Annotated in this window: 25 protein-coding genes and 2 pseudogenes; 9 read left to right on the top strand and 18 right to left on the bottom strand. The window is 32.5% G+C overall.

The annotated features are described in order from the left end of the window. Nucleotides 1–339 precede the first annotated feature (339 nt). From MKX31_RS27495 to MKX31_RS27480, 4 genes and pseudogenes are all read right to left on the bottom strand, one after another. Nucleotides 340–723 (bottom strand): annotated as a pseudogene (locus MKX31_RS27495) (RNA-guided endonuclease TnpB family protein); the annotation flags it as partial. Continuing rightward, a pseudogene (locus MKX31_RS27490) lies at nt 721–915 on the bottom strand (transposase); the annotation flags it as partial. The pseudogenes MKX31_RS27495 and MKX31_RS27490, both read right to left, overlap by 3 nt. A gap of 310 nt (nt 916–1,225) precedes the next feature. After that, nucleotides 1,226–1,825 carry a hypothetical protein gene (locus MKX31_RS27485; protein WP_340981770.1) on the bottom strand — a complete coding sequence of 200 codons (600 nt, stop codon included), beginning with the start codon at nt 1,823–1,825 and terminating at the stop codon, nt 1,226–1,228. 437 nt (nt 1,826–2,262) lie between these two features. After that, nucleotides 2,263–2,586 carry a hypothetical protein gene (locus tag MKX31_RS27480; RefSeq protein WP_142315071.1) on the bottom strand — a complete coding sequence of 108 codons (324 nt, stop codon included), beginning with the start codon at nt 2,584–2,586 and terminating at the stop codon, nt 2,263–2,265. 285 nt (nt 2,587–2,871) lie between these two features. On the opposite strand from MKX31_RS27480, the gene MKX31_RS27475 reads away from it, so the two are divergent. Beyond that, entirely contained in the window at nt 2,872–3,009 is a 138-nt protein-coding gene (locus tag MKX31_RS27475; RefSeq protein ID WP_000376554.1) for a DUF3956 domain-containing protein, read from the top strand. A gap of 146 nt (nt 3,010–3,155) precedes the next feature. On the opposite strand, the gene MKX31_RS27470 is transcribed toward MKX31_RS27475, so the two are convergent. The 5 genes from MKX31_RS27470 to MKX31_RS27450 all read right to left on the bottom strand — a co-directional run bounded on the left by MKX31_RS27470 (nt 3,156) and on the right by MKX31_RS27450 (nt 6,333). Continuing rightward, nucleotides 3,156–3,305, bottom strand: a complete 150-nt coding sequence (locus MKX31_RS27470) for a hypothetical protein (RefSeq protein ID WP_261784534.1) — start codon at nt 3,303–3,305, stop codon at nt 3,156–3,158. A gap of 634 nt (nt 3,306–3,939) precedes the next feature. Then, nucleotides 3,940–4,218 (bottom strand): hypothetical protein, encoded by a 279-nt coding sequence (locus MKX31_RS27465; RefSeq protein ID WP_098102970.1) that lies wholly within the window; start codon nt 4,216–4,218, stop codon nt 3,940–3,942. Nucleotides 4,219–5,036: 818 nt separating this feature from the next. Then, on the bottom strand, nt 5,037–5,408 hold the full coding sequence (locus MKX31_RS27460) for an ArpU family phage packaging/lysis transcriptional regulator (RefSeq protein ID WP_222655497.1): 372 nt from the start codon (nt 5,406–5,408) through the stop codon (nt 5,037–5,039). A 137-nt stretch (nt 5,409–5,545) separates the two neighbouring features. Further along, nucleotides 5,546–6,175 carry a Holliday junction resolvase RecU gene (locus MKX31_RS27455; RefSeq protein ID WP_222655496.1) on the bottom strand — a complete coding sequence of 210 codons (630 nt, stop codon included), beginning with the start codon at nt 6,173–6,175 and terminating at the stop codon, nt 5,546–5,548. Between the two features lie 2 nt (nt 6,176–6,177). After that, nucleotides 6,178–6,333 carry a DUF7167 family protein gene (locus MKX31_RS27450; RefSeq protein ID WP_179866092.1) on the bottom strand — a complete coding sequence of 52 codons (156 nt, stop codon included), beginning with the start codon at nt 6,331–6,333 and terminating at the stop codon, nt 6,178–6,180. 315 nt (nt 6,334–6,648) lie between these two features. On the opposite strand from MKX31_RS27450, the gene MKX31_RS27445 reads away from it, so the two are divergent. From MKX31_RS27445 to MKX31_RS27420, 6 genes are all read left to right on the top strand, one after another. After that, complete coding sequence (locus tag MKX31_RS27445) at nt 6,649–6,825, top strand: hypothetical protein (RefSeq protein WP_179866093.1); 177 nt, start codon at nt 6,649–6,651, stop codon at nt 6,823–6,825. A gap of 1,628 nt (nt 6,826–8,453) precedes the next feature. Then, nucleotides 8,454–8,702: a hypothetical protein gene (locus MKX31_RS27440; RefSeq protein WP_097872615.1), complete on the top strand. Its 249-nt coding sequence runs from the start codon at nt 8,454–8,456 to the stop codon at nt 8,700–8,702. Between the two features lie 205 nt (nt 8,703–8,907). Further along, entirely contained in the window at nt 8,908–9,261 is a 354-nt protein-coding gene (locus MKX31_RS27435; protein WP_340981769.1) for a phosphoglycolate phosphatase, read from the top strand. 320 nt (nt 9,262–9,581) lie between these two features. Further along, nucleotides 9,582–10,367, top strand: coding sequence for a glycosyltransferase family 2 protein (locus MKX31_RS27430; protein WP_222655543.1), 786 nt, complete (start codon nt 9,582–9,584; stop codon nt 10,365–10,367). A gap of 515 nt (nt 10,368–10,882) precedes the next feature. Beyond that, nucleotides 10,883–11,707, top strand: a complete 825-nt coding sequence (locus MKX31_RS27425; protein ID WP_340981768.1) for a sulfotransferase family 2 domain-containing protein — start codon at nt 10,883–10,885, stop codon at nt 11,705–11,707. A gap of 451 nt (nt 11,708–12,158) precedes the next feature. Then, complete coding sequence (locus MKX31_RS27420) at nt 12,159–12,728, top strand: PRK06770 family protein (RefSeq protein ID WP_222655494.1); 570 nt, start codon at nt 12,159–12,161, stop codon at nt 12,726–12,728. Nucleotides 12,729–13,755: 1,027 nt separating this feature from the next. Here the strand turns inward: MKX31_RS27420 and MKX31_RS27415 are convergent. Further along, on the bottom strand, nt 13,756–13,956 hold the full coding sequence (locus MKX31_RS27415; protein WP_222655493.1) for a hypothetical protein: 201 nt from the start codon (nt 13,954–13,956) through the stop codon (nt 13,756–13,758). A gap of 293 nt (nt 13,957–14,249) precedes the next feature. On the opposite strand from MKX31_RS27415, the gene MKX31_RS27410 reads away from it, so the two are divergent. Continuing rightward, entirely contained in the window at nt 14,250–14,360 is a 111-nt protein-coding gene (locus MKX31_RS27410) for a YjcZ family sporulation protein (RefSeq protein ID WP_222655492.1), read from the top strand. Nucleotides 14,361–14,462: 102 nt separating this feature from the next. On the opposite strand, the gene MKX31_RS27405 is transcribed toward MKX31_RS27410, so the two are convergent. The 3 genes from MKX31_RS27405 to MKX31_RS27395 form a co-directional block, all read right to left on the bottom strand. Beyond that, a complete protein-coding gene (locus MKX31_RS27405) occupies nt 14,463–14,888 on the bottom strand; it encodes a DUF4879 domain-containing protein (protein WP_088047624.1) in 426 nt (141 codons plus the stop codon). 819 nt (nt 14,889–15,707) lie between these two features. Beyond that, nucleotides 15,708–15,902, bottom strand: coding sequence for a hypothetical protein (locus MKX31_RS27400; RefSeq protein WP_000087398.1), 195 nt, complete (start codon nt 15,900–15,902; stop codon nt 15,708–15,710). A gap of 93 nt (nt 15,903–15,995) precedes the next feature. After that, nucleotides 15,996–16,337: a DUF4257 domain-containing protein gene (locus MKX31_RS27395; RefSeq protein ID WP_000961794.1), complete on the bottom strand. Its 342-nt coding sequence runs from the start codon at nt 16,335–16,337 to the stop codon at nt 15,996–15,998. A gap of 1,651 nt (nt 16,338–17,988) precedes the next feature. Between MKX31_RS27395 and MKX31_RS27390 the strand changes: the two genes are divergently transcribed. Next, entirely contained in the window at nt 17,989–18,918 is a 930-nt protein-coding gene (locus tag MKX31_RS27390) for a hypothetical protein (protein ID WP_340981802.1), read from the top strand. Nucleotides 18,919–19,274: 356 nt separating this feature from the next. On the opposite strand, the gene MKX31_RS27385 is transcribed toward MKX31_RS27390, so the two are convergent. The 5 genes from MKX31_RS27385 to MKX31_RS27365 form a co-directional block, all read right to left on the bottom strand. Continuing rightward, nucleotides 19,275–19,778, bottom strand: coding sequence for a thiamine biosynthesis protein ThiF (locus MKX31_RS27385; RefSeq protein ID WP_222655491.1), 504 nt, complete (start codon nt 19,776–19,778; stop codon nt 19,275–19,277). Then, nucleotides 19,769–21,787 carry an adhesin gene (locus MKX31_RS27380; RefSeq protein ID WP_340981767.1) on the bottom strand — a complete coding sequence of 673 codons (2,019 nt, stop codon included), beginning with the start codon at nt 21,785–21,787 and terminating at the stop codon, nt 19,769–19,771. Before MKX31_RS27380 ends, MKX31_RS27385 begins: the two co-directional genes overlap by 10 nt. A gap of 20 nt (nt 21,788–21,807) precedes the next feature. Then, on the bottom strand, nt 21,808–23,331 hold the full coding sequence (locus tag MKX31_RS27375) for a hypothetical protein (protein ID WP_340981766.1): 1,524 nt from the start codon (nt 23,329–23,331) through the stop codon (nt 21,808–21,810). Between the two features lie 701 nt (nt 23,332–24,032). Next, nucleotides 24,033–25,004: a sigma-70 family RNA polymerase sigma factor gene (locus MKX31_RS27370; protein WP_340981765.1), complete on the bottom strand. Its 972-nt coding sequence runs from the start codon at nt 25,002–25,004 to the stop codon at nt 24,033–24,035. Nucleotides 25,005–25,026: 22 nt separating this feature from the next. Then, a complete protein-coding gene (locus MKX31_RS27365; protein ID WP_000533697.1) occupies nt 25,027–25,257 on the bottom strand; it encodes a hypothetical protein in 231 nt (76 codons plus the stop codon). Nucleotides 25,258–25,562: the final 305 nt, after the last annotated feature.

Below are 25,562 nucleotides of genomic sequence, written 5' to 3'. Positions count from 1 at the left end.
AAAAAGCAGCAATAATTCATTACTGCTACAACTTCTTTATAAATCCATTATTTATAAAAACATATTCTTTTGGTTCATCAGCTTCACCATATCAAGCTTCCAGCTTTTTAATATGTTCTGCTACTTCTTTTAATATCAAATTCATAAATAATAAAATAGGGTTCACATTATATTCTGTATCTCTTTGACACTCCCACAGCTAAAGCCGCAAGTCCTAAACCTTACGGTGTAACGGATGGGATTCTTGAATGACTAAGCATTCGCAGTCCATTTCTGTTTTGAACAGCCTTCAAGATGAGGGTGTGCCATCACCCCTCCTAAGACAGACCATATAGGTTCTTAGGCTGATTGACTATTACCGCCAACCACAGTTGCGTAGCGAATATTCATCGCCCCAACGATATCACGATGTTTCTCAAATCCACATTGGCACTTGTATTTTCTGTCTTGCGCCTTGTTCTTTTCAGAACATTTCGGACATGTTTGACTTGTATAAGAAGGGTTCACATATTCGATCTTTATGCCAACTAATGTCGCTTTGTACTCGATGAATTGTGCTAAACGATGGAATGACCAAGTGTGTAGATTTTTTCCGTTTTTACGGCTTGTTCGTGCCGTCTGTCTAATGTTCGTTAGTTGCTCTAATCGAATGACAGAAATATTATTATCCGTTGCAAAATCAACGATTACACGACTTACTTTGTGGTCTTGGTCTTGCATCCATAGGATCAGCAAGTGTTGAAGATGTGGAAACTCTTCTCTCAAACGTTTTGATGTCACTCCTTTAATTTTTGCCATTGTATCAGCAGGACTAAGTGTTGGTGTATTTAAGAACAATTGAACATGGTCTTTGTCGAATTCCATCGCAACTATAGAAACATCCAATTCTCCGCATATTTCTTGAACCAACATTTTGGATACTTAGAGTGCCACCAACTTTGCGGTTTTTAGTAGCACTCCTTATCCAACCTCACTTTCATCCCATGCCGCTTTCTCGTTCAGGAAGGGCTGCAATTCTTTAGATTAGCTATAAATGACCATTCATTACCTTTCAAATTTGTATAGTAGTCATTCTCTTCTTCCCAGCTTCCTGTATTTATTAATTCCACCAATTCTTATATTCATCCTTTATAATTACTTTACCTCGAAAGGCTGTATACATTTCAAAAGACAAATTTATCACCTTCTTAAATTCATTATGAATTTAATTAACATATATACTTAACTACACAATAGATGGTTTTAGAAATCGTACTACGTTTCCCTTTTCACTAAATTCACTCACATTGTTACAATTTTTGGCGGTAAGATCTACTATATAACTCTCTGAAATTTTAAAAGTTCTCTCCTCATTAAACATTGTCAAAGGAACTGATACTCCAACATTATTATCTAGATGACTTAATACCATTACAGGTATAGTTTCTCCTTTTAATAAATCAACATATGAGGTCTTAACTTTATAATAATGGCCTTCTAAAAAATGCATTTTTCCGTTTATTAAATCCACTGCAACTCCATTATTACAGTACGCTAAGCTTTGATTTGAAAAATGGATGTCATCCGATACTTTAATAAATTTCATCGTTTTATTATCAAATATATAGTAACCCTCTCTTACTACAAAGAGATTATGCGGATTGATAAACTCTAGCAAATAATGTGTGATTTCAATGCTAGTATCCCCCTCAATCATTTCTCTGTATTCTACATAAAGTTTCTCTAATTTTTTAAATGTACTTAGTTTGATCCCCTGATTTGGTCTTGATGCAAGTGTTAAGTCATCTAATACCCATTTAGCCACGTATGTTGACGTTGGAATCATTTACAATATACCCCCTTCAAAATTCTATATATGAACATATTAACTATTTAAATTTAATAAATTGGCCTCTACTTAAAGTATAGGCAGAATCTATTTAATAACTAAGATAATTCTTTAACTTTTTCATATTTACTTCTTATAAATTATATTTATCAAACTCTAAAACGAATTCTTTATAATCAATTTACATTTTCAGAAATTTGAGATATTATTTATTATATACACCTTTTTTATTTTTTAAATCAATCTCAATACACATAAGCCCTTCGGGTTACTTGAAAGAAGAATGTAATGCTAAATGCATTGGTTCTTACTATCCAGTGTCCTTGAAGGGCTTTTTGTATTGTCTAGAAAGGAGAGAATGAATGAGTTTTAAGGTTTCCTTTTTTCTATGCAAAATAAAAAAGCAGCGGTTACGCTACTTAAAGTTTTTCTTATCACCAAATAAAATGATATATATATTCTCCCGTTATACTTTCATTAATTCCAGCAATCCTAGCGAATCTCATTAAGTCCATTCCCTGAAGAAAATACATTTGGAGCGTAACTGGTACCTGTGACCACATGAATTGATAAAACTCATTCACCCTCTGATTCGTTGAAACAATTAAATCATTTACAGGTCCATGATTCCATGCAGAGGTTTGAACTGAAGTAAACGGAAGGTCTTTCCCATTAACTGCTATTCTTGCCACACTTTGAGTTATGTCCACAATAATCCCCTCCGTCATTACAAAAATCCGACCTATTTCTATACTCATATTCTCGATTATAATTAAGTGGTTACGGCAAACACCTATTTTCTTTTCTACTCAAAATAATTTATTTTATAAAATAAAAAAGCAGCGGATTCGCTACTTTAAATTTTTTTCTCTTGCCTTCTTCATTTTCAAAGCGCCTTCATGAGAATACTCCAATTGATCTATTAATTTAATCAATTCATTAATAGGTTAATCTATCAATTCTATCAAATCCATTAATTCAACTATTACATATTATCGTTTCATTCATATACTATAGTAGATTGCTAGAAAGGAGGCGTAACCATGGATAGTTGCGTTGTGTTTGTAAATGGACAACCTTTTTTAGTTCTTTCAGTAGCTGGTATTGAAATTGCTAGATTGGAGATTTCTCTTCAAGTAGCATTAGCTCTAAGAGTGCTTGGAATACCAATCTGCGATTAATTACCTTATCAAAAGAAAAAGAGGGCACTAGCTCTCTTTTTTTATTTCCCCCTTATCTTTCCTTAACAACAAAAAAGACACCGCCCAAATCACGGCAGCGCCTACGATAATCGCTATTGATTTAATCAAACTTATTTATCCTCACATTATTGATTTCTTTGCTTCCATACACCATTCTTTTTACGATAAGTATTCTTGCCATCCATGAAGTCAGCTATCTTACCAGGAATGCTGTATTTCTTATTCTTTTTCTTAGCCTTCTTCTTCAGCTTTTTCTCTTCTTGAATAGCTTGCAAATCCGCCTTCGATTATTTCAACAAATCCTTTTCACGCCGCATCGAATTTGTACCCCTTGGATTAAAATGTGAACCAACTAATTAGATTCTACCTATTTATATAGATATCCTTTAATCCAAATATCCGTTTTATTCACATTTTCGTTTAACCTTTACCAATTTGTGGTTATCCTTCTAAATAGACCAACAATATATTAAAATTCCTTATATACCCTTAGGAGGTCTATCATGTTCAACTTTCGTACAATACTACTCATCTTAGGATTCTTTTTGTTTTTATATGGATTCATTGCTCTAGCGTTATTCTTTACAGTGTAATGGAAATTAAACAAATGTGCCCATCTTGTTCAATAAAGAAGAGCATCCACGTCAGTAGATGCTAAAATATGCGAAGGGAAATTCCCCAATGAGCATTGAATAGGATATAAGCCGTTCGCTTATCCTACACTACACTATATGATTTCTATATTAAAATGGTTCATCATAAAAAAGACACCTTATACAAGTCTTTTATGAACACAGGGGTAAAACTAAAACGCAACAAATACCTAGGGTTGTATCATATCATTTCTATGTCTCCCTAATATTTAATGTGTAATTTCTATATACCAAAGAAAAAAGCCGTGGTGGAAGCTTAATGTATACTAATACTAATATTGAATAACTTCATTGATAAACTTTCTAGAACAATAAATATACTAGCTGAAACTGATCTATATCCTATATTGTTTCCTGTAACATTAATAGTAATCTCCGCCAAATGGGTTGGTACATCACCTTTTTCAAAAATTTTTTCTTCAACCTTTTCAACTATTGCTACATTATCCACTTCTTTAAAAGTTTTCAGCAATTTTGTTTCTAATAAAGTAAAATCAAAATTTTCATCTTTAACCACATCAAATTTAATCTTCATTTTTCTTTCCCCATTTTTAACTAGTTAATATGTTAATATTTTAATATCGATATAATTATATATATTTTTATTAAATAATTCAAAAAATATGTTTTATAAATTCGACCATATTTAACCTAACTTAATAGAGAGAAATAAAAACAAAAGAAGAAGTACCTCTTCTCGTTTATACTCCGTAGAGCTGACTCAATACTTAGGCTAATTAATATCATTTTCGCCTTAGCTGGCCAATATTGTTTGATAACGTGATTATCTCCAAGACGTATATGTTTCTTCCGGCGCCTTGTTTAAACCAATACACTAAGGGGACGGAAGGGCAATGTTTCCGCTGTATTGGCTCAAATAAAGAGTGGAACTCTTTGCCTTCGTTTTGGTCATTAATAAGAATTGTGAGTAATTACTAATGTACGAGATCACGTATACTGTTTTAGATTTTTAGAATGCAAGTGTCACTCAATCATAAGCAACCACCCCCACTCCATTTTCAAGAACCGACATATTAGAGAGTAATAGACTTATATTTATTATCAGCGTTCCGAGCTAATTGATAAATACAAATTAGAAACAGTATGACGAATGCGAGTTATATCACACCCGCCACACTGGAATATGTCATGATTAATCATTTAAGGGAATCTTACCACCCTTACGGCGAGATTCTTTCCCCCCATACCCGCCCTGCCGCGGTATACGTTAAGGAGTACTAACCCTCTTCGATATGCGGTTTTCAAAGAGCTTGTACATATAATTTATAATTTTTGTCATTTTATTTAGTCCCCCCAAAAGTTAGCATTTTGACCGCGTTTTGTTCGCTATTTTTAGATGATTCCAAGTGCTGTAGCAATCAATTTAACCGCACTTTGCTTCTTCTCATAGAAATAGGTCTTCTTGAGTAGTAGATCATTATAAACATCTGAATCTTTTACTCTCTCGTTTGTCAGGAACTTACGCTCAACGATTTTACGCTCATCCTCATCTAATAAATTATTAAGTGCCTTCTCTACCTGCTGCACCTTCCATTTACTCGTATTCCTTGAATCACGTAACTCAGGGAATAAACTGATTCCTTCCTGCTCCACATCATTACTGAATCGCATCTTAAGTGCTCTGTATTCTTTTAAAATGCTTACTACTTCCTTTTGCACTTTCTTATCATCAATAGCCGGTAATAAAGTTAATTGTCTCTCCATGAAGGAATCCCCCTATTTCGAATTTTGGTTTTTATATTCACATCAGGTACGTGAAATTTTACTATCTCTTTGTTGAATAAGGGAAACATGCATAGCGAGTAGCCCCCACCATCCACTCTGCATGGTTCCGTTATTCATTAAGCCTTTAATAATTTACGTTTCTTGTTGGCCATCTTCTCTTTCGCTGCTTCAATGTTATTTGCTACCTTTTTATGATCCTTATCAAATTGAATCATTCCATCAAACATAACTGGAGCTACTGCTTCATCTACATATTGTAAGTAATCCACTGGCGCTCGTTCTGTCTGTTCTACTAAGTACCCATAAATATCAAAGTCTGCTCTTGGTATCGACTTCTTACCTTTTGGCTGTTGTGACATCCTCACGTAAGATTGAATCACTAATAGAGGTACTACGAACACTGACTTGTCCTTGCTAAATTCAATAAGGAAGAAACAAATTGCTCCCATCTGCTCCGCTTTCTCCAGGTAATCTAATTGGTGCTGCGCAATGTTCTTTAAATCAAATCTTCCAGGATTCTCTGTAGATTTCGCTTCAAATGCTATAGCTCGTCCTTTATACACGCCGTCATAGTCTACTATACTTTTAGATTCATAGAATCCATTTAATACTCGTCCACCTGCACTTTTTAACACCTTCACAGGAGTCGGGCGCTTGTTTATAAGCGCCACTCCTTCTCTTTGATACATTTCATTCGATAGATTAATAAGCTTTTCAAAAGCCATTCCGCGATTACCTTGTCCCATTGTTATTCCTCACTTTCTATATAATACTTATCAATTATTTTGTAGTATTCCAAAGAGTTTTCCTTCACTCCATTAAAAACGCTATCATCTATTTCGATTTCTTCCTCAATAACGCTCTTTACATAACCTGTACTAACTGAAAACATAAATTTAGCCATTTGTAATCTCCCTTTCAATTACAATAGCGTTTTTATTTAATTATCGGTCTCACTTCTTCATGTGCTTATAGTCGACATGAAATGTTGCATATTTCGACATCTTTCTACACAAATAGTCAAATATGGTGTATTATATAGCGGAAGAGTAAGGTAAGAGTTACTCTTTGTCATTTTAGGAAAGGTCCTGTTGGAGACAACGGGGCCTTTTCTCGTAAAAGGATTATTTTGTTTAAATTCTCATAACACACTTTTTAAATCCCTCAACATTGGAAATAGCTATATAATAAAAAAGATTAAATGTTAGGAGTATTATAAATGTCTGATTTAATTAAACTTTGTATTGTAATAGCCGTTGCCTTATTTTTAATGTTTTCCATAATATCAGAGTTTAGGAAACCTCAAAAAGATATGTTTTGGTTCTCAATTGACGTAATGTTTCTCCTTGCAGCTTTTTTACTAATAAAAGACTATATCGTCAAACATTTAACCTAATCGCCTGAATAAAACTCAATATTCCGTCAATAATATAGATAGGCGATAGCCAGAACTCATTTAATGAAGTCCCTAGCCTTTCTCCTTTCCCCCTTGGAGAACCAGCCGAGCAGTTAGTTTTTGCTAGCTGCTCTTTTATTTATGAAAAAAAGATAAAACTCTTTATAGTGATTCTTCTTTATTTCTCAATATAAAGAGCCTTGGATTTTCGTTAACAATCTTGTAGTATATAAACAAAGAGTAAGGTAAGAGTTACTCTTTGCCATTTTAGGAAAGGTCCTGTTGGAGACAACGGGGCCTTTTTTCATATAGAGATAGTTTTGTTTAATTTTTCACCATTAACCACAAAAACATCTTATAATTGTTATATATTAAATTAATCAATGTATTAGGAGTAGATCAAATGCCAGTTACACTAGAACTTATTCTTTTCATTCTTCTAGCAATTTGTGCTGTTGGATATCTAGTAAAAGAATTTCAAAAAACGAGGAAAAGAACAATTGGAATTTCCCTAGAATTCTTGGTTCTTTTCTGGTCAATATGGAGAATATCGACTATCATAATCTGATTTATAAACCATGAAATCCTTCGAATATAAATCAATATTATGTCCATAATGTTAATAGGCTGTATGCCAAAATCCATTTAATTTTCTCTGTATCTCCTTGTATTGAGCAGTTAGCTTTTGCTAGCTGCTCTTTTATTTGCACATAACATTAAACATCGAATAAATTATGTTTGAAAGTGCTCTGTTTTATTAAAAGGCGATTCGACGACGATCGTCTTTTTTATTTCTACAAAATGAAATTTTTATTAAATTGCTTATACTTTATTTCTCAACCACAACGTATGGAATTATAATGAAATGAATGGTAATATATAGGCATCTCAATTACGTTAGAGCTTGTTTCCTTGCAAGCTCTTTTTTTATTTAAATAGCGTTTTTTTCAAAATGATGCCCTTTCTAATTTGGACACATTTACCAGTATTTTTACCAAAAAATTCATGATATGGTTATTTAGTCGAGTACGTCATTACTTGACGATTACCCTTAGAAGCCCCGCAGACAATCGGGGTTTCTTTTATTTAAATAACGATTTTGTTCACTTTTATAGCTTACTATTTCTCATAGTTGTGTTTTTCTTCTAGGACTTTTATAAAGTTAAAGTGTCCATCGAGATAACAATCATTGATTTAACCCCCAAAATATATTTCATTAACTTCGCTTAAAGTAAAATTTTCATTTTTTCATTCAACCGAGTTCATAACATATTCTTTTCCTCCAATAAAATAATGATTAAGTGTCCCATGCGCATTTTATCCATTGGAAATAATACCTTTCACGTACTTACGTATTAGAAACTTCATTTCTGCATCTTCTGCAATAGCAATTTTGTTCACTTTTTCGATACATTTATGAAACATTCGTATGTTATCTTCAGTATGTTCTATTCTTTTTGAAGAACCATGTGAGAATACCAAAACAAGAAGCCCTAGAGCCCTAACTCTAGGGCTTTTTGTTTTTAAATAAGGATTTTGTGTGACTCCAGTTCTTACTTAAGACCGACTAGACACTAACATTTTTATGTAGTACAATTCCTATCAGAAAAATGTTAGGAGATTTATTTATGACCTTTGAAGATAATCGTCAATTAGGAATTCAACAAGGATGTATTGTAATTACAGATCAATCGCAATATCTTGTTGTTAAAAAGAATGAAAATTATTCTTTATTAAACATCGCAACTGCGGAGTGTATAAACTTTGAAGTTTCACTTGAACATCTTGAAGAAATGGTCCAAGTAGATTTAAAAGAAAAGATTCAAGATATCATTCCACCAGAGAATATTAAAATCGTAGCTCAAAACAGAATATAAAATGTATTTTCTAAGAGCACTTTCGTTAGTGCTCTTTTTTCATGAATAGTTTCAAATAACTATTTTATTAAATTTCATTGTTCTATTTTTCTTATAAACCTTACAAATTTGTAATATTACTGTCACCAAAATGGATAGTTAATTGGTTAATCTTGGCTTAACATACAGAATGACTAAACAAAACATCAATGAAAGGTGCCACTTGATGGAAAGAAAATTATTTCGCTACGGAATAATGAGTATAGCTTTTCTCACTATCCCAATGATATTTATACTTTTGGTATCGTCTCAATCCATTCCCAAAGAATACGGTAAAGAATGGCCAGAAGTTAAAAGAACAGCTGAACTAGTAACTATCGTTTACTTTAAAAAAGAAAAAAATCTTGAAATTGTAATTGATAAAATTAGTCCATCAGAAGAATATAGAACGCATGAAATCTTCCTATACGGACATGTCACTGATAACGAACTACAAAAAGTTTATGCTGTTGTAAATTTTAGTAAGTACTATTCGGTTGAAGTCATTTCTGAATACGAATTGAAATCCAAGAGCAGTTAGCTTTCGCTAGCTGCTCTTGGTTTGTAAAAATGCACTCAATTAACAAGAAACACATATAATATTCTGTGTTCCTTTCTATATAAAATAAGTTAGTCTTTACAAGCGGATGATCTCGTCACGAGAGCACTTTATTAAGTGCTCTTTTCGTATTTCAAATACATACAAAATGAAATTTCTATTAAAATGTGTTTACACAATTTTTTTACATATCTTTTGGGTTTTAAACTCATTTAATTTAATACCTAAGAATTATTAGGATAAGCACCATATTATAATAAAACAAAAAAGATTTTATCCATTATTAAACAGAGGTGTTTCTAATTAGTACAACTTTAATTTCACATTTTTACAATGAAGAGTATTTACTACCATGGTGGTTAATACATCACACGAAACTATTTGATCATGGTATTCTTATTAATCGAGGTTCTACTGATCGTTCAGTAGAACTATGTAGAATACTTGCACCTCATTGGGAAATCCGAGATTCAAAAGTATTAGAGTTTGATGCCTTATTAGTTGATCAAGAAGTAATGGAAATAGAAAAAGAAACTAAGGGGTGGAAAATGGTTTTAAATACCACTGAATTTCTTTGCTGTTTTGATACGGAAGCCTTTTTCTCTTCTCTTGCTACTTTAGGGAAAAACATGTATTCCATTAGAACTATTCTGATGGTGGATGAACCTACTCACAGTTATACCAATCCGAGATACAGTATTCCCCTTGTCAAACAGCGTTTTCATGGAATGATGCACCCACATACTCCTCCTGCACCTTATTACGGAGGTAGATTGATCCACAATTATTTGCATGGTAACTATACAGCCGGAAGGCATTGGTCAAATCATCCATTTATGGTTTACATGTATCCTGCTTTCATTTTAAAATTCTTTTACAGCCCATGGAATACAGCCATGAAAAATCGAAAATTACAAATTGGGCCTACTCTTTCTAAACATAGCATCCAGCATGGTTTAGGTACTCATCACCTAGTAACACTAGAAGAATTAGAAAGAAATTATATATCCTTTGCAACCTCAACTATCGATCTTCGATTACTCCCAGAATATCAAGCTATATTTCCAGATTTATGTTTTCCTAACTAGTAATCCATCAAAAACATTTTGAAACTTTCCATACGTTCTTTACTTTTAAGTAAGAGCCATTCATTATTAAAATAGCGTTTTTGTTAAAAACTTTTCACCTTTTAATTGGATAAGCATTTATTATTTATAAGGAAGCTTTTCACTTATAGGAATCTCCTTACAAAGAGCACCTTGAAAAGGTGCTCTCTTTTCACCCTTCATGAGAAAATACATATATTAATATCGGCTGCACAAGTATTCAGCTTACAAATTAGGCCTTGTGAGCTATCACCTTTTTAAGGAGCACATTTAAACATGTGCTCTTTTTAGTCAATTTTAATTACATGATTACGCAAAAGAAACATAAAGTATATGACAGTTCAATACTTATAAAACCTATCTTTCTAAGGGCCTACTCATCTGTACGCCCTTTTTTTTGTTTTCAATTATCTATTCTACTTCCCTTCTCTTGTTCATATGCCAAGTTCTTTATTCATACACTAAACAAAATTGACATAACTGAACGGAGGCTAACTATGTCTTTTGTAAATATTATTAAGTACAGGCGCGTTCCCCACTCCAATCCTAACTTCCCTTTAATTTTATTTTGGAGCCAGAAAAGTGGTTGTACTTCTCTTGCACATTGGTTTTTTTATCAAATTAATTTATTTAAGCAAGCGATAAAATACAATTCTTTCATCCATAATTACGAAAATGAAATATACAAAAACTCCTCAGACTACTTTATTGAATTAGCTGCAGCTTTATATTCAAAAGAAAAAGATACCTATAAGATAGTAAGAAACCCGTATACAAGAGCTGTAAGTTCATTCTTCTCATTAATCGCTCCTCCATATATAGAAAACTCAGCATGGGAGCCCATTCGGGGTTTTTATTATGGCAACAGCATTTGTAGTAAACCTATTTCATTTAAAATCTTTCTCTATTACTTAAAATCACAAATGACAGATTTAGAACAAGTAGATCCACATTTTACACCGCAGTATGTGCCCGGTGAGGAAGCATTTGTTACAAATTATATCTACCTTGAAAATTTCTCTACCGAAATTGTACGTCTAGAACAAACATATCAATTAAAAACTTCTCCTTTACACATACTAACCAAATCATGGCATCATCAGAAGGGCAGGGCGATTTTTAAAGGTGCTTTTGCAGATGCTGATATTACCGATCCTTTATTCCCACGCCTCCCAACATACGATAGTTTTTATGATCAAGAAACTATCCAATTAGTACAAGATATTTTTAATAAAGATTTCAGTACGTACAAATACCCCTTAAATTCCCTTTTGTGCACTGAGGTAGTAATACCCAATAAAAAAGCCCACCTATTTCCGTAGGTGGGCTTTATCTTTATTACACAATATCAAAGTATACTCTCTTTTTCTCATAAACTTTATGTAATTATACATATTTGTAAAAATTACACTAAATAAATATTACATGTAGTAAAATATAAACCGTGGACACGTTCTATAAAGCAGATTCTTTTGAAAGACGTAACATATTGATCTCAAATCTCTTGAATTTTGTGAACTAACAATCTGGTGTATATAGACGATTCTGTTTTATAGGATGTGTTTACACGTATAACAAGGGGATAATACGGATAGGTTTATACTAAATGAACGTGGTTCAAGTCGGAAGAAGGCACCTTTGGGTGTCTTTTTTATGCTTGTATTTCTTAATGAACAATATAACTTAACATGGTAAAATAATATATCCATAAAGAGGTAATTTAATATAATATTATTTATATGAAATGTTAAAATATAGATAGGGGAAGTGAATATGGACAAGAAGCTAACGTATTGGCTAGGATCTATTATAGGGATAATAGTACTTGCAGCTGGTATGACTTATGGCATGTTACAGTTTGCTGAAGTACCAATGGATAGTGAGAAGCATGCTTTTGCAGAGTCTGATTATAAAGAAGCACCACCATCGAATGAAGCAGAAATTGAAGGTTCAAATGCACAACTTCACATCACTAAAAGTTCTACTGAAGAAGAAGTTATTTCAGCAATGCATAGCATGACTCATCAAAAAGTAAAAGTAAATGACGGACGGGGAGCAACTCCTATGTCTAAAAAAAATGCAGAAAAAGTAAGAAGCATTCTAAACCAAAATGATTTTAAGAACAAAGAAGAGCTATTAGCAATCACTGAAAGATGGGTAAATAGAGATTTTAGTAAAATCGTAGAAGAACATAACTATTTCTGGGAACTTCAAGACGGCAAGATAGGTGAAGCTACAGAAATGGATCCAATAGAAGAGCAAACATTCTCTTTAAATAATTTCGGTGATGAAGTAACAGCCGCATTACATAAATCAGGAGATTTTCAGTACGTTGGGGAATAATAAACATCTATAAATTATAGTTAGAAGCTTTCCTTTTAATATTTACCTTTTCTAAATTTCTTCAATACATAGATGTGATTCTCAAGTCGGAGGAAGGCACCTTTGGGTGTCTTTTCTTTATGGGCAAAAACAATCCACTTGTTTTAAGATGGATTATTGCTACTACAAGAGTAATTATAACTAATCTTTAGGAACCCTTTTCTCTATTTGTGGAAAAATCATCGATGTAACCCCAATACATATCCCAGCTATAGGAGCTGCTATAATTAAGCATATACATACCATATTTAACACTAAAAATCCCCCCATTGCTCAATAGGTCTACTTGTAAGTAAAAGAAAATATAAACATTGAATAGTTCATGTAAGTTGTTAACTACATGTATCTGTTTTTTCTATATAATACATATGTATTATACAAACTTAATCTGTACTCTACATGGAGATACTCTAGAATTAGCTTAAAAACTTTGGCGTCACCTTAGGGTGTCTTTTCTTTATTTCTCAATATAAGAACTCTAAGAATATGCTATTATTTTAATACAAATTCCCTTTTATGCAATGAGATAGTATTGCCCCAAAAAAACCACCTATTTCCGTAGGTGGGCCTTATCTTTATTACACAATATCAAAGTATACTCTCTTTTTCTCATAAACTTTATGTAATTATACATATTTGTAAAAATTACACTAAATAAATATTACATGTAGTAAGATATAAATTGTGGATATATTCTATAAAGCAGATTCTTTTGAAAGGCGTAACATATTGATCTCAAATCTCTTGATATTTTGTGAACTAACAATCTGGTGTATATAGACGATTCTGTTTTATAGGATGTGTTTACACGTATAACAAAGGGGCAATACGTGTATATTTATATAAAATTAAAGTGGTTCATGTCGGAGGAAGGCACCTTAGGGTGTCTTTTCTTTATGTATTAAAAAAACCACCATCCAATGATGAGGTTCTTATGTATATTATTCAGTATCTTGTTTTCTCTAATACTTTCTTCTTGATTGAACATCTATAGATTCATAAAAAAACAACCAAAAATTATCACAGAAATTACAAGTCCCATAGCAGCACCTACCAACATTTTCCCCTCAGGACCATTAATAAGCTCTTTTAAAACTTCTTTTGCTATTCGCTGACCTCTACCACTTAAAGATATCGAAAGAATAAAGAATATTACCACTAATACAAATGAAGAAATTATTAACTCCATGACTTATGTACCTCCCTAATATATGTGAACCATTAATTAACCAATAATTTCCTTATACATTATATCAACTAGGTTACATGGAAATATAACAAATTATTTTTATAATTTAATTTATTAATCGGTACGACATTAATACAGGATAGTCCAAGACGGAGGAAGGCGCCTTTGGGTGTCTTTTTTTTATTTTCAAAAGGACCTGCTCAATTAATGCCTAAAAACATACAGTAAATTGAATCCGTTAAAATACATGAGTGAACCCTTGTTTTAACCTCCGATTTAAAGGAGGAACCATTATGGGATTTGGTGGTAATTGCGGCGGCGACTGTGGCTTTGCTGGAGGATTTGCTTTATTAGTTGTATTGTTTATATTATTAATCATCGTTGGAGCTGCTTGCTTCTGCTAAAAAAACTATCGGAAAAGACGCTCTTATATGGGTGTCTTTTCCTTATGGAAAAATCCCTACACAAAGTGCAGGGATTTTCATGCTACGAATATATAAAACTGATTATTTAATATATAACGACGTCCGCCACGTATCTCTTGGATAATTTATTGAAGTCTTTTGATATTCAAAAGTCCCTTCTTGATGCTTTGATGCGTCCCATTTATATTCCCAACCTACAATAGGATTACCACCAATTATTTGTGAGCCAATACTTTTTACATCAAATCCATTCATTTTGGCAAAAGGAAACTGGCCATATCCTATTTCTTTTGTGTAAACATATAAGTAACTTCCTCCATGATCTTTAGTTGTACTAAAACTATTAGGAGTAATGTATTCAACTCCACCCAATTGTGATTCCACTTTTACTACACTTAAAGAAGTTAGAGGTGCTGCTGGTCCTGCTGATGCCTCCGATGCCATTCCTAACCCAACTACCGCTGCCACCGCTAATGATGATATCCCTAATGTAACTTTTTTAAACATATAAACATCCCCTTGTTTTATAATAAGTACAAGTTTGATATTAACAGAAATTTATAAGAATATTCCTTATATTGAAAACGTTAACAAATTCTACTTTTTTCGATATGCAATTTAGCATATCGATTGACATACAAAATAATCCATCCACTACTTTCCTTATAAAAACTTTTTTCAAATTTAATACTATTAACTCACTAAATTCTCATTAAAAGACTGGTCGTCTATACAATAGTTTGGTAACATATAAGTATCTTTTAAGAAGGAAAAGCTAATATAGATCGACTAAATAATGTAAAGAAAATGTTTTATTGCATAAAAAAAGGCTCCATTGCTGGAGCGCTCAAAAAATAATATAAGTAAATGAATTAAAACAAATAACAGACAATTAAACTATATAGATAAAACATAAATAAATCTATATATATGTAATATTACATATAAAAACCCTATTTATTGAAGCTATAATAAGCTTACTCGATGATTGTTATATTTTGTTATGGTTTTTAAGTAATAAAATACCTTCTTAACACCAATTGTACAAGGAAAAGAAGACATCGATTAAGATGTCTTCTTTTTTATATGATAACAACACAATAAAACAGAATCAAAGACATTTATAATATTCTTTCAAAATGAAGGTATACGCATTGCCTTTTACCCCTTTGGACAACCTGCTATAGATATTAATAATGAAAATTCATCAGCAATCTCACTTATTTAACCTTTCGTTTTATAAAGAGAAGATGTTTTTATATTTATAAGATAAAAAGAGGTTGATGAATTAATTCTCCACCAGCCTCTTTTTATCTTGCTATTCAATTAGAAGCTAACCGTCGCTGCTTCCTCTCCTGAACTAATCATTCGCTGTTCAATCTTTCCTAGCAGTTCCTTTATCTTATCTGAATAAAGTTTAACTGCTTTCGTAGATTGAGCATTCTTAAGCTCTTCTGTCCATTCTGCTAAATCTTCCTTTTCTTGATCATCTAGATAATCAAAAACTTCCTTTCGAGACATCGGGCTCACCTCAACTCAACTCACTTTATTTGGCCGTTACATAACCAAATCTCCTCATCTCTCTATTTCTATTTATACCAGATTACTCCTCTATTATTCCTTATTCTTTTTTTCGAGTTCGTTCAATTTCTTTGAAATCGACTGAATCTCGTCGGTTTTTACTTGTTCCGTTGCCAAGCGATTGTGCAGCAGGAAAGCTTGCCCTGAAATCCCAGCAAGAATACTCACTTTAAGAATATCCATCATTGTTTCAGGGTTAAACATTGCAACACCAACGAGTGAAGCAATACTTCCTACAAACATCTCTCCCAAGAAACCCGGGTGAAATGCAAGCTTGCTCTTACGAGGCAACAAAAACTTTTTGTTTGTGATGTAATGACTAGCCAATCCTGAGACCATACCAGCCACAACTGAAACAATTACTGTAACCAACATAATATACACCCCTTTTCGAAAAAACTTTTGACATTGCAGCAGCAGTTCCTATTTAATAATTAGTTGCTATGACATAGCATCACCCCTTTCAGGCAAAAACAAATAACCTTCCAGGAAAATGAATTGTTTACACAATGAAATAAAGTAACATAAAGTTCCTTTTTGTGTAATTTCATTAACCCGAAAGGTTATAAGTAATTAGTGATATAAAAAAGAAAAAGAAAAAAATGCAACTAAATTATATCACATTGAAATTTTTTTATCTTTAAATTCAGAAAATTTTTTATTATTTAACTTTCTCAAGTTAACAAATCAAATTCTTTGATATCTTTACACTTTCTAATAATTCTAAAGCCTGATTGTTATTTAATTTTTTCAATCTCCCATCGATTATGCTATAGATTACACAACAATTTTGATAAATATAGAATTCCAGTATTTCAAATACTACCTGTTTTTCTTCAACGTTTTCATAATTGCATAAATTTATTATTCTCGTTCCTGTCTCTCGTACTAACCACAATACCTTTCGCTTAAATAAGAAATAATAATATTTATCAAAGAAATAAAAGTCTTCTTGATATCCTATTAACTTATTTCGTATTATATTTTCCATCTTTATCAACTCTGGATAAATTCCCAAATCTATTTCTGACGGTGCAATACAGGTATTCCCTCTTAAATTTTTTCAAGAATTTGCAATGTCTTCAGTACTTCTTTAAAACTGTTGTTTTTTGTTTCTTTTCTCTCTTTCCATTCTTTATTTTCGCGATTATAAATAGACATATTCATCAATATACACTCCTCTTTTTATCGTTTTTATTAAAATATAGATCTATTACGAATGTTACTAGTTACCATCTTATTGTAACTATCTTCAATTACATGTTGTTCTTTTTGATACTGATCCCATTCAGCGGCTGTGATTTACGAGATAACATCACCTATATGAATATAAACCGTATCACCTACTCTGACACCTTCGAGTTCTGTATCAATTCTTAAATCGATATTTTCAATTCTAATTAATCTTTTGTTAATTAGTTTCCCTTTAGTTATTTTCCATCGATAAGCATTTAAGGTAACAGGATGTATTGTTTCTGAAAGTCTCAATAAATGATTCGAATTATCACTCCTTTTTTAAGCAAAATAAAAAAGCAACCTAAAAGGAGAAGACATAACACATTAAAAATGCGTACTCTTCAACCCGATAGGTTGCTTTAATTACAGAAAGGAAAAAGAAAAAAGATTATATACTTATTATACCATATCTATAACCAATAATATCCAATTCTTAAACTAGAAATAATACAAAAGTCTAAATTATATTGTATATTGTTGGTTTATGGTGTGTTTTTTATTAAATTGTATTTCCAAACAAGAAATGATTTCTTTAATTTTTATAGTCCTGCTTTCACTTTAGATGTTACAATTACAATATTATTTAAACATAATATTATTAAAGTGTTATATTAAGGTTTGTATCACATACATACATTTTAAAATCTGAGTTTACTACACTTTAATTTTAGAAGCCCTAAAAAGAGTGTAGTGGTTTAATATATAACGATTAAAAACAAAAATTAGAAAGTAAGGTGTTTACAACATGTTAAGGTTAAGGCTTAGGCTCGTATATTTTTTACTTCCACTTATGCTATTTGTTGGAGGTTGCGGAAACATGGAAGATGAGACAAATTATGAAAAGGGGTTTTTAAAAGGAACTGGAGCTATGAGGAAGGCATCCAATAAAATGACTGAAATACAAGAGAGAGACCATTCGCTATCTTCGTCACAAGAAGAGTATAAAGAAGCGGTTATGGAATTTAGAAACGTAACTAAAGAATTTAAAGACTTGGTTCCTGACAAAAAGTATGAAACTCAACACAAGAACCTAATAAAAGCAATGGAAGAATATGAATTGTCTACATCAAAACTATTAACAGGAATGTCTGATACAGAAGGTACCGAGTGGAAAGTTGGTATTAATCAGTTCAATAAAGCGACAAATATGTATGTTATTGCAGCTGGGAATATTGTGGATATACAATACGGAAATAAAGAAGGTACCACAGAAAAAAGTATTGGACAAATACCTCAAGATGAAGATACAGAAGTAGAAACTGAAACTACCCAAACGCAGCCGTCTAATCATGATGTAGACTTAGCTACTAAAGATACTCAAACACAGCCGATAGAACAAAAAGCCGAACCGGAATTATCCACTGAGGACACGGAATCAGCGGTAGAACAATCACCACAGCAACTTAAAGTTGATAAAGTAAAAGAAATAATTGAGTATTATTCTATTGGAGAAAATGACAAATTAAATAACCTAACTGTTGAAAATGGGGAAATAAAAGCAAATATTGTATTAGCATCTAACAATCTATTTCCAGCTAAGGATATGGCAGTTAATAGTTACAGTCAATTAGCAGATGAATTACTAAAACATGAAGGTTGGCAAACACTAACTGTTACATATGCTAACATAGGAAGTATTAGTATGACTCGTAACGAAAAGGAAACAAATGAGGTTGGTGATTACTTCCCAGTACTTAAAATTGAGGAAAGATTGAAATGATAAAATTAGTACCGTAGAAGACCTTTCATATTATTAACCTAGTTAGCAACATCTATAAGCTCAATTAGAAACACTAACTCTAAGTAGTATATGGGTACACAAATGTAGAAGTGAATGAACCAGGTGGTCCATTCACTTCTACATTTGAGTTATCTCTCTCGAAATTAAATTCCTTCTAAAAATCCTTTTGATCTTGAGGTATTTCTTCTTCACAATCTGTGCAACATGTTAATATTTAATAACCGCCTACAATTTTAGTATCATGAAAATCTGATTCTCTTCCGCAAAATGTACATTTATTCATTTTTCATTCCCCTTTTATTAAGATTCAAAATCCAATTACATATTTCAAACAATTATTCTTTACCACTCTTATTTTTTAGATTAAACAGCTGCCTTTGTTCCTCAGTTACAGGAAATGCCCTACTATATCCTTTTTTCGCATGAAATACTATATAATGATTTACAATTAAATATTGATTGATAATAAAATTTAACATATTATTAACTGCCAAAGCAGAATATTGATTTGTAATACGTCTTTGCGGCTGTGATTCTACTACTCGATCACAAGAAATATCGCTAGGTGCAATTGTATCCTCATCTGTTAAAACATCTGGATACAATTTAGCAACAGGTGCTAAAATTGTTTCACCTTTCACTCTTAACCCTGTTACTGTTTGCCCTGTATAACCGCTCTCTTCTTGTTGTTTAATTATTTCCTCACTTGGATTTCCTTTTATTAAATCCACTGCATCATTACCTGTGTCTATATAAATAATATTTTCTTGTTCATTGAAAAATTGATGGAATTGTTGTCTTGAAAATAGCGATAGGTAAAACTTTGAAATTATCTCCATCTTTTCCCCTGCTCTTTAGATTTTGTTTCTGCTGTTTTCTGTTCTAGCTTTTGTTCTGGTTTCTCCTCTGGCTTTTCTTTCTCAAGAACTACCACATTTACTGTTGCAGTTGAGCTGTTTCCTGCCTTATCGGTTGCCGTTACTTGAACTGATATTGCACCTGGCTTACTTGTATCATATGCTCCTACTGTTACTACTGGATTTGAATCTTTATTATCTTTTACACTCACTAAACTTCCAGGACTCAATTTATCTCCCACATGTACGGTTACACCTTGTTTCGCTGTTATTACTGGTGCTTCCGTATCCTTCTCTTCTTCCTTTTCTACTACTTTTACTGTTACCGTTGCAGTTGAGCTGTTACCCGCATTATCTGTTGCCGTTACTTGAACTGATAAAGTACCTGGTCTACTTGTATCATATGCTCCCACTGTTACTACTGGATTTGAATCTCTATTGTCTTTTACACTCACTAAACTTTCTGGACTTAATTTATCTCCTACATGTACGGTTACATCTTGTTTTACTGTAATTACTGGTGCCTCTGTATCTTTCTCCTCTTCTTTTTCTACTACTTTAACGGTTACTGTTGTACTTGAGCTATTTCCTGATGCATCTGTTGCCGTTACTGTTACTTGAATTTCCCCTACCTTACTTGTATCGTACCCTCCCACTGTTACTACTGGGTTTGGATCTTTATTATCTTTTACTTCTACTAAATCTCCTGCGTTTAATCTATCTCCTACATGTACAGTTACATCTTGTTTTGCTGTAATTACTGGTGCTTCTGTATCTTTTTCCTCTTCTTTTTCTACTACTTTAACAGTTACTGTTGTACTTGAGCTATTTCCTGATGCATCTGTTGCCGTTACTGTTACTTGAATTTCCCCTGCCTTACTTGTATCGTACGTTCCTACTGTTACTACTGGGTTTGGATCTTTATTATCTCTTACATCTACCAAATCTCCTGCATTTAAGCTATCTCCTACATGTACAGTTACATCTTGTTTCGCTGTAATTACTGGTGCTTCTGTATCCTTTTCCTCTTCTTTTTCTACTACTTTAACGGTTACTGTTGTACTTGAGCTATTTCCTGATGCATCTGTTGCCGTTACTGTTACTTGAATTTCCCCTACCTTACTTGTATCGTACCCTCTCACTGTTACTACTGGGTTTGGATCTTTATTATCTTTTACTTCTACTAAATCACCTGCGTTTAAACTATCTCCTATATGTACAGTTACGCCTTGCTTTGCTGTAATTACTGGTGCCACTGTATCCTTTTCTGGTTTTGTTGTACCACCATCATTACCATCTCCGCCCGTTGGTGGTTTTGCGCCACCTCCACCATCGTTACCATCTCCGCCTGTTGGTGGTTTTATACCGCCTCCATTATTACCTTCACCACCTGTTGGCGTTTTCACTTCCCCGCCACTTGTGTCACCAGAAGTTGGTGGCTTTTTATCATTATTAATTGGAGGTATTGAGTTATCTGCAATAGCCACACCATCATTAATATTTAGATCGCCACCAAATACAAAGTTCTTACAATCCTTATTATCCGAGACAGAGGGATTGTTTGTTGCTGATGCTATTGAAGTATTTAAATCAGAAAAACGATTATTTGATTTATCACCGTCAATAACTGATGCTAAGTTTCGATCTGAGTTTATAGCTGCGGTTGCAATTGAATCTGTTAAGTCATCAAATTTCTTTTTGGTTTTGTTATTTTCAATGATACCGGCTAAATTTTGATCAGAGCTACGTTTTGCATTATCAATGATTTCATCAAAATCATTAGTATTTAGATTTTCATTCGGTTCTTTCTTACTATCATCTTTTTTCTTTTCTTTTTCACTATCTTTTTTCTTTTTAGATACTGATGCTGTTTTAGTGCTCTTTTTTTCAGAAGAAAACAGTGAGCAGCCTGTAACTAACCCAACACTTAAGGTAGTTACAGTAGTCGTAAGTAACACTTTCTTTAAAATTTTCGAATAATCTAAAGGCACAATCAATTCCTCCCTATTACCTAATCTGCACTTATAGTTGCTACAGAAGTAGCAGAACTATTAGGTGTAGAATTATTAATTTTTTCGAGTAAATCTTTATTTCCAACCTTTTGAGCAAACTTTTTAGCTTCCTCAGATTTATTTAATTTCAAATAACTATTAACAATAATTCCTTCTCTTCTCCCATCTAGTGGCACTTGATCTCTTAATTTGATAACTTCTTCATGTTTGTTATCTAATGCTGCAATTTCGAAATTAATTAGTGGATTTTTTGTTTTTAATTCTTTTACTTTTTTCAAATTATCTACAGCTATATAATATGAAACTACTGATTCTGCAAAATCTTGTTCTAAGTCAATTGCCTTTTGTCCTTTACCACTTAATAGATACGTAAATAAAACTGCCTTTTTATCTTCTTTTCCTAACTTTTTATAATCGACTTTATCAAATTCCAAGGCAGCATCTTGATATTTTTGAACTGCAGATAACCTTAATCCATTTATTAAATTTGCATTAACTTCTAAACTATTTATATTATTTGCAGATGCAGCCTGTGAATTTTTCATATTGCTAAATGCAAAACCTGCTACTACTAATAAAACAATTAATGCGACTCCTATAATAGCGTACTTATATTTTTTCATATTATTTAAGATTCCTTTTTTATTGATTACTACTTTCTCTTCTTGTTCAAATTTAGTTTCATTTGGTAGATTTCTTTCCTTATTTAAATTAATTTCATCCCTTTCTGGTTCCCTTTTAGCCACAACTATTTTTTGTCTCTTTTGAGCTTCTTCTATTTTCTTTTCTTCCTCTAACCTTCTTTTTCTTACTTCTTCAAGTTTTTTCTCTTCTTCTTTCCGTCGTTCTTTTACCTGTTCCCTTGCTTCTTCCTCTGCTTTTCTACGTGCTTCCGCTTCTTCACGTTTCCTCGCTTCTTCCTCTGCCTTTCTACGTGCTTCCCCTTCTTTACGTTCTCTTGCTTCTTCTTCCGCCTTTCTACGCGCTTCCCCTTCTTTACGTTTCCTCGCTTCTTCCTCTGCTTTTCTACGTGCTTCCGCTTCTTCACGTTTCCTCGCTTCTTCCTCTGCTTTTCTACGCGCTTCCCCTTCTTTACGTTCTCTTGCTTCTTCCTCCGCTTCTCTACGTGCTTCTTCCGCCTTTCTACGCGCTTCCGCTTCTTTACGTTTCCTTGCTTCTTCACGTTCTCTTGCTTCTTCCTCTGCTTCTCTACGTGCTTCTGGTTGTTCTATATTAAAATCGCTTTCAGAAGTGCTTGACTGTTTTTGAATTGTTGTAATCCAATCAAGAGCCGGATTACTATTTGAAGCTTCATTTTTAGGTGTATTTAAAACTACACTTTTTTCTCTATTTTCACTTTGTTTCAACGTTTGATCTGAATGCTCTTGTTGGAATTTCTCACTTACTTGATTCTCATGGGTATCCCCATATTGTTCTTCTTCCTCAGCTAACAATCGTTCTCGTCGTTCTTTTTCTTGTCTAATCCTTTCCTTAATTACGTTTCTTTTTCTATTATTTTGCATATAACAACAATGGCCTCCTTTCTATCAGTACCTCATTAATGAGAGTAATTAAATTATTTATCCTTCATAATTAATCATGAGATATTTCTACAGAAAAACTAAGGAAAATTAGAGATAATATTATTTTTTTAAGCATGATAAATAAAAAAAGGATAAATAGGTAGCACCCATTTATCCTTTTTTTTATTTATCATCTATTGAGTTTATCGTTTTCCAACAGAAAACTCCTTCCTTAAAATGTGAAAGTATGAAACACCAATTTTAGGCGGGAGATGAATGTCGCTTGGCATAAGCCAACATGTTTACTACCATATACTTGTACAGATTGCTCTTTGAAAACTGAAGATATAAGGTTGGTTGCGAAAAAATGTTGCAACCAACCTTATATCTTCAACGTTCTTGCACCCCACGTTTGCCGAAGTAGCGAAAACCAAGCTAAAGTAGGAAGCGTGGTGAGTCAACGTACAAGATACTTATGTTTTCACCGTAGGACTACGGGCAGAGCATGCTAAGATAACCGGTGGATACATCGGTGTTCGCATGAACCTCCCACTTCAAACAGTCCGTAAGGACGTTAAGTGGTGAGTAGTTCGAAGTACATGTTATACCCTTTATACATCAATTTGTTTCCAACTTTTAGATAGAAAAAGATACAATACGCTCTTTATACTGTATATTACGATAAATACAAATATATATTTTTACGCCATATTAAGTTCATCCATTACTTTCAACTTTTCATGTAGTAGATTAAAAATTTCATCTTTATAGTCACATTTCTTCAATTTTTTAATTGCTTCATCCTTTATTTGTGACACTCTTTCCGTTGTTATCATAAGTGCTTTTGCAATTTCTTTATGCAAATACACTTTACCATCTAGAAGACCAAAACATAGATTTAGTACCATCTTTTGCTTTGGGTTTAATACTTCATTAAATATTAACCATATCTCGTAATTTAAGTCCTCAATTACCATTTCATTTGTTGACGGAATTGCTGAACTATCATCATAGAATGGATTTAGTATACCTATATCTTCATTTATTGTATCTACATCCAAAGTCATAGTAGTAGCTCGCTTATAATATACGTTGTGCTTAATGACTGTTTCGCTAGTTACATTTAACTCTTTTGCTACTTCTTCCACTGAAGGGGTTCTGTTGTACATTTGTAGATATTTATCTTCTAACTCGACATATCTTAAATTAAATTGATTCACATAATTAGGGATTTTAAAAGGTCCAGACTTTTTTTTATATATAATTCCTAACATACTTTTTTGTATCCACCAAAAAGCGTACGTGGAAAAGCAATAACCTAAAGCCGGATTAAAGTCTTCCATTGCCCGTAACATTCCTTCATTACCCTCTTGAATCAGATCATCAAACTCTATATCAGGGTGCTTGTTTTTGTACTTTCTTGCAATAGATAATACTAGTCCTACATTCACATGAAACAAATAATCACGTAGATCCTTTTCACCATGTTTGTACCGCTGAAATAATTTTAAACTTTCTTGTTTTGATAGTACCTTAAAATTCCCAATTTCCTTAATTTCAAAAGTGTTCTCTTCTAGATTTTCCATTGGCTTAATACTTCTTGCAGTAGAACCTTGTGTTATAGTTTTATTTAATGACTCATCGCGATTCAAGCTGCTATATGATTCGTTCATACCTATTCCTCCCTTCTCATTTTTAACGAATTGTTTCTAAAAACATTTTTGTCTCCTTTTGTACGTTACTAATCAACTTACAGTTCCTTGCGCATGTATTGGCAACTTCTTTATGTGCTTTCGTTTTTCTCAATTCTATATAAATATCGCATCCTTTGCAGATGCTACTAATACCTTCCATTATTTCTAATTGTCTTCTTCTTTCATATAAAAACTGCTCTTTTGTTTTCTTCTCGCTTACTCGTCTCCCCATTTGTTTCACCTCGTATACATGAATAGTATTATTTAGTAATTAAAAACTACTATCGGTATTACATAGATACGAAACTTCGCCTTCAAAACTCTTCCAAATTTCTCCTGTATGTATATGATATAGGATTATAACAAAATGTAAAATAAATTATTCTAAAAATTTAAAAAATTACTGGGATATTAAAATATCCATCATTTCCTTATGATTAAACTAATTATATTTATATAAATCTTGATAATCATCGAGGTTTATATATACAATTTAAACCCTGATGACTATCAAAAACACGTATAAAACAATGGATG

Source organism: Bacillus sp. FSL M8-0063, from assembly GCF_038005545.1.
Classification (GTDB): Bacteria; Bacillota; Bacilli; order Bacillales; family Bacillaceae_G; genus Bacillus_A; species Bacillus_A wiedmannii.
Note: the sequence above shows the minus strand (reverse complement) of the source record. Positions and strands in the feature narration are given on the sequence as shown.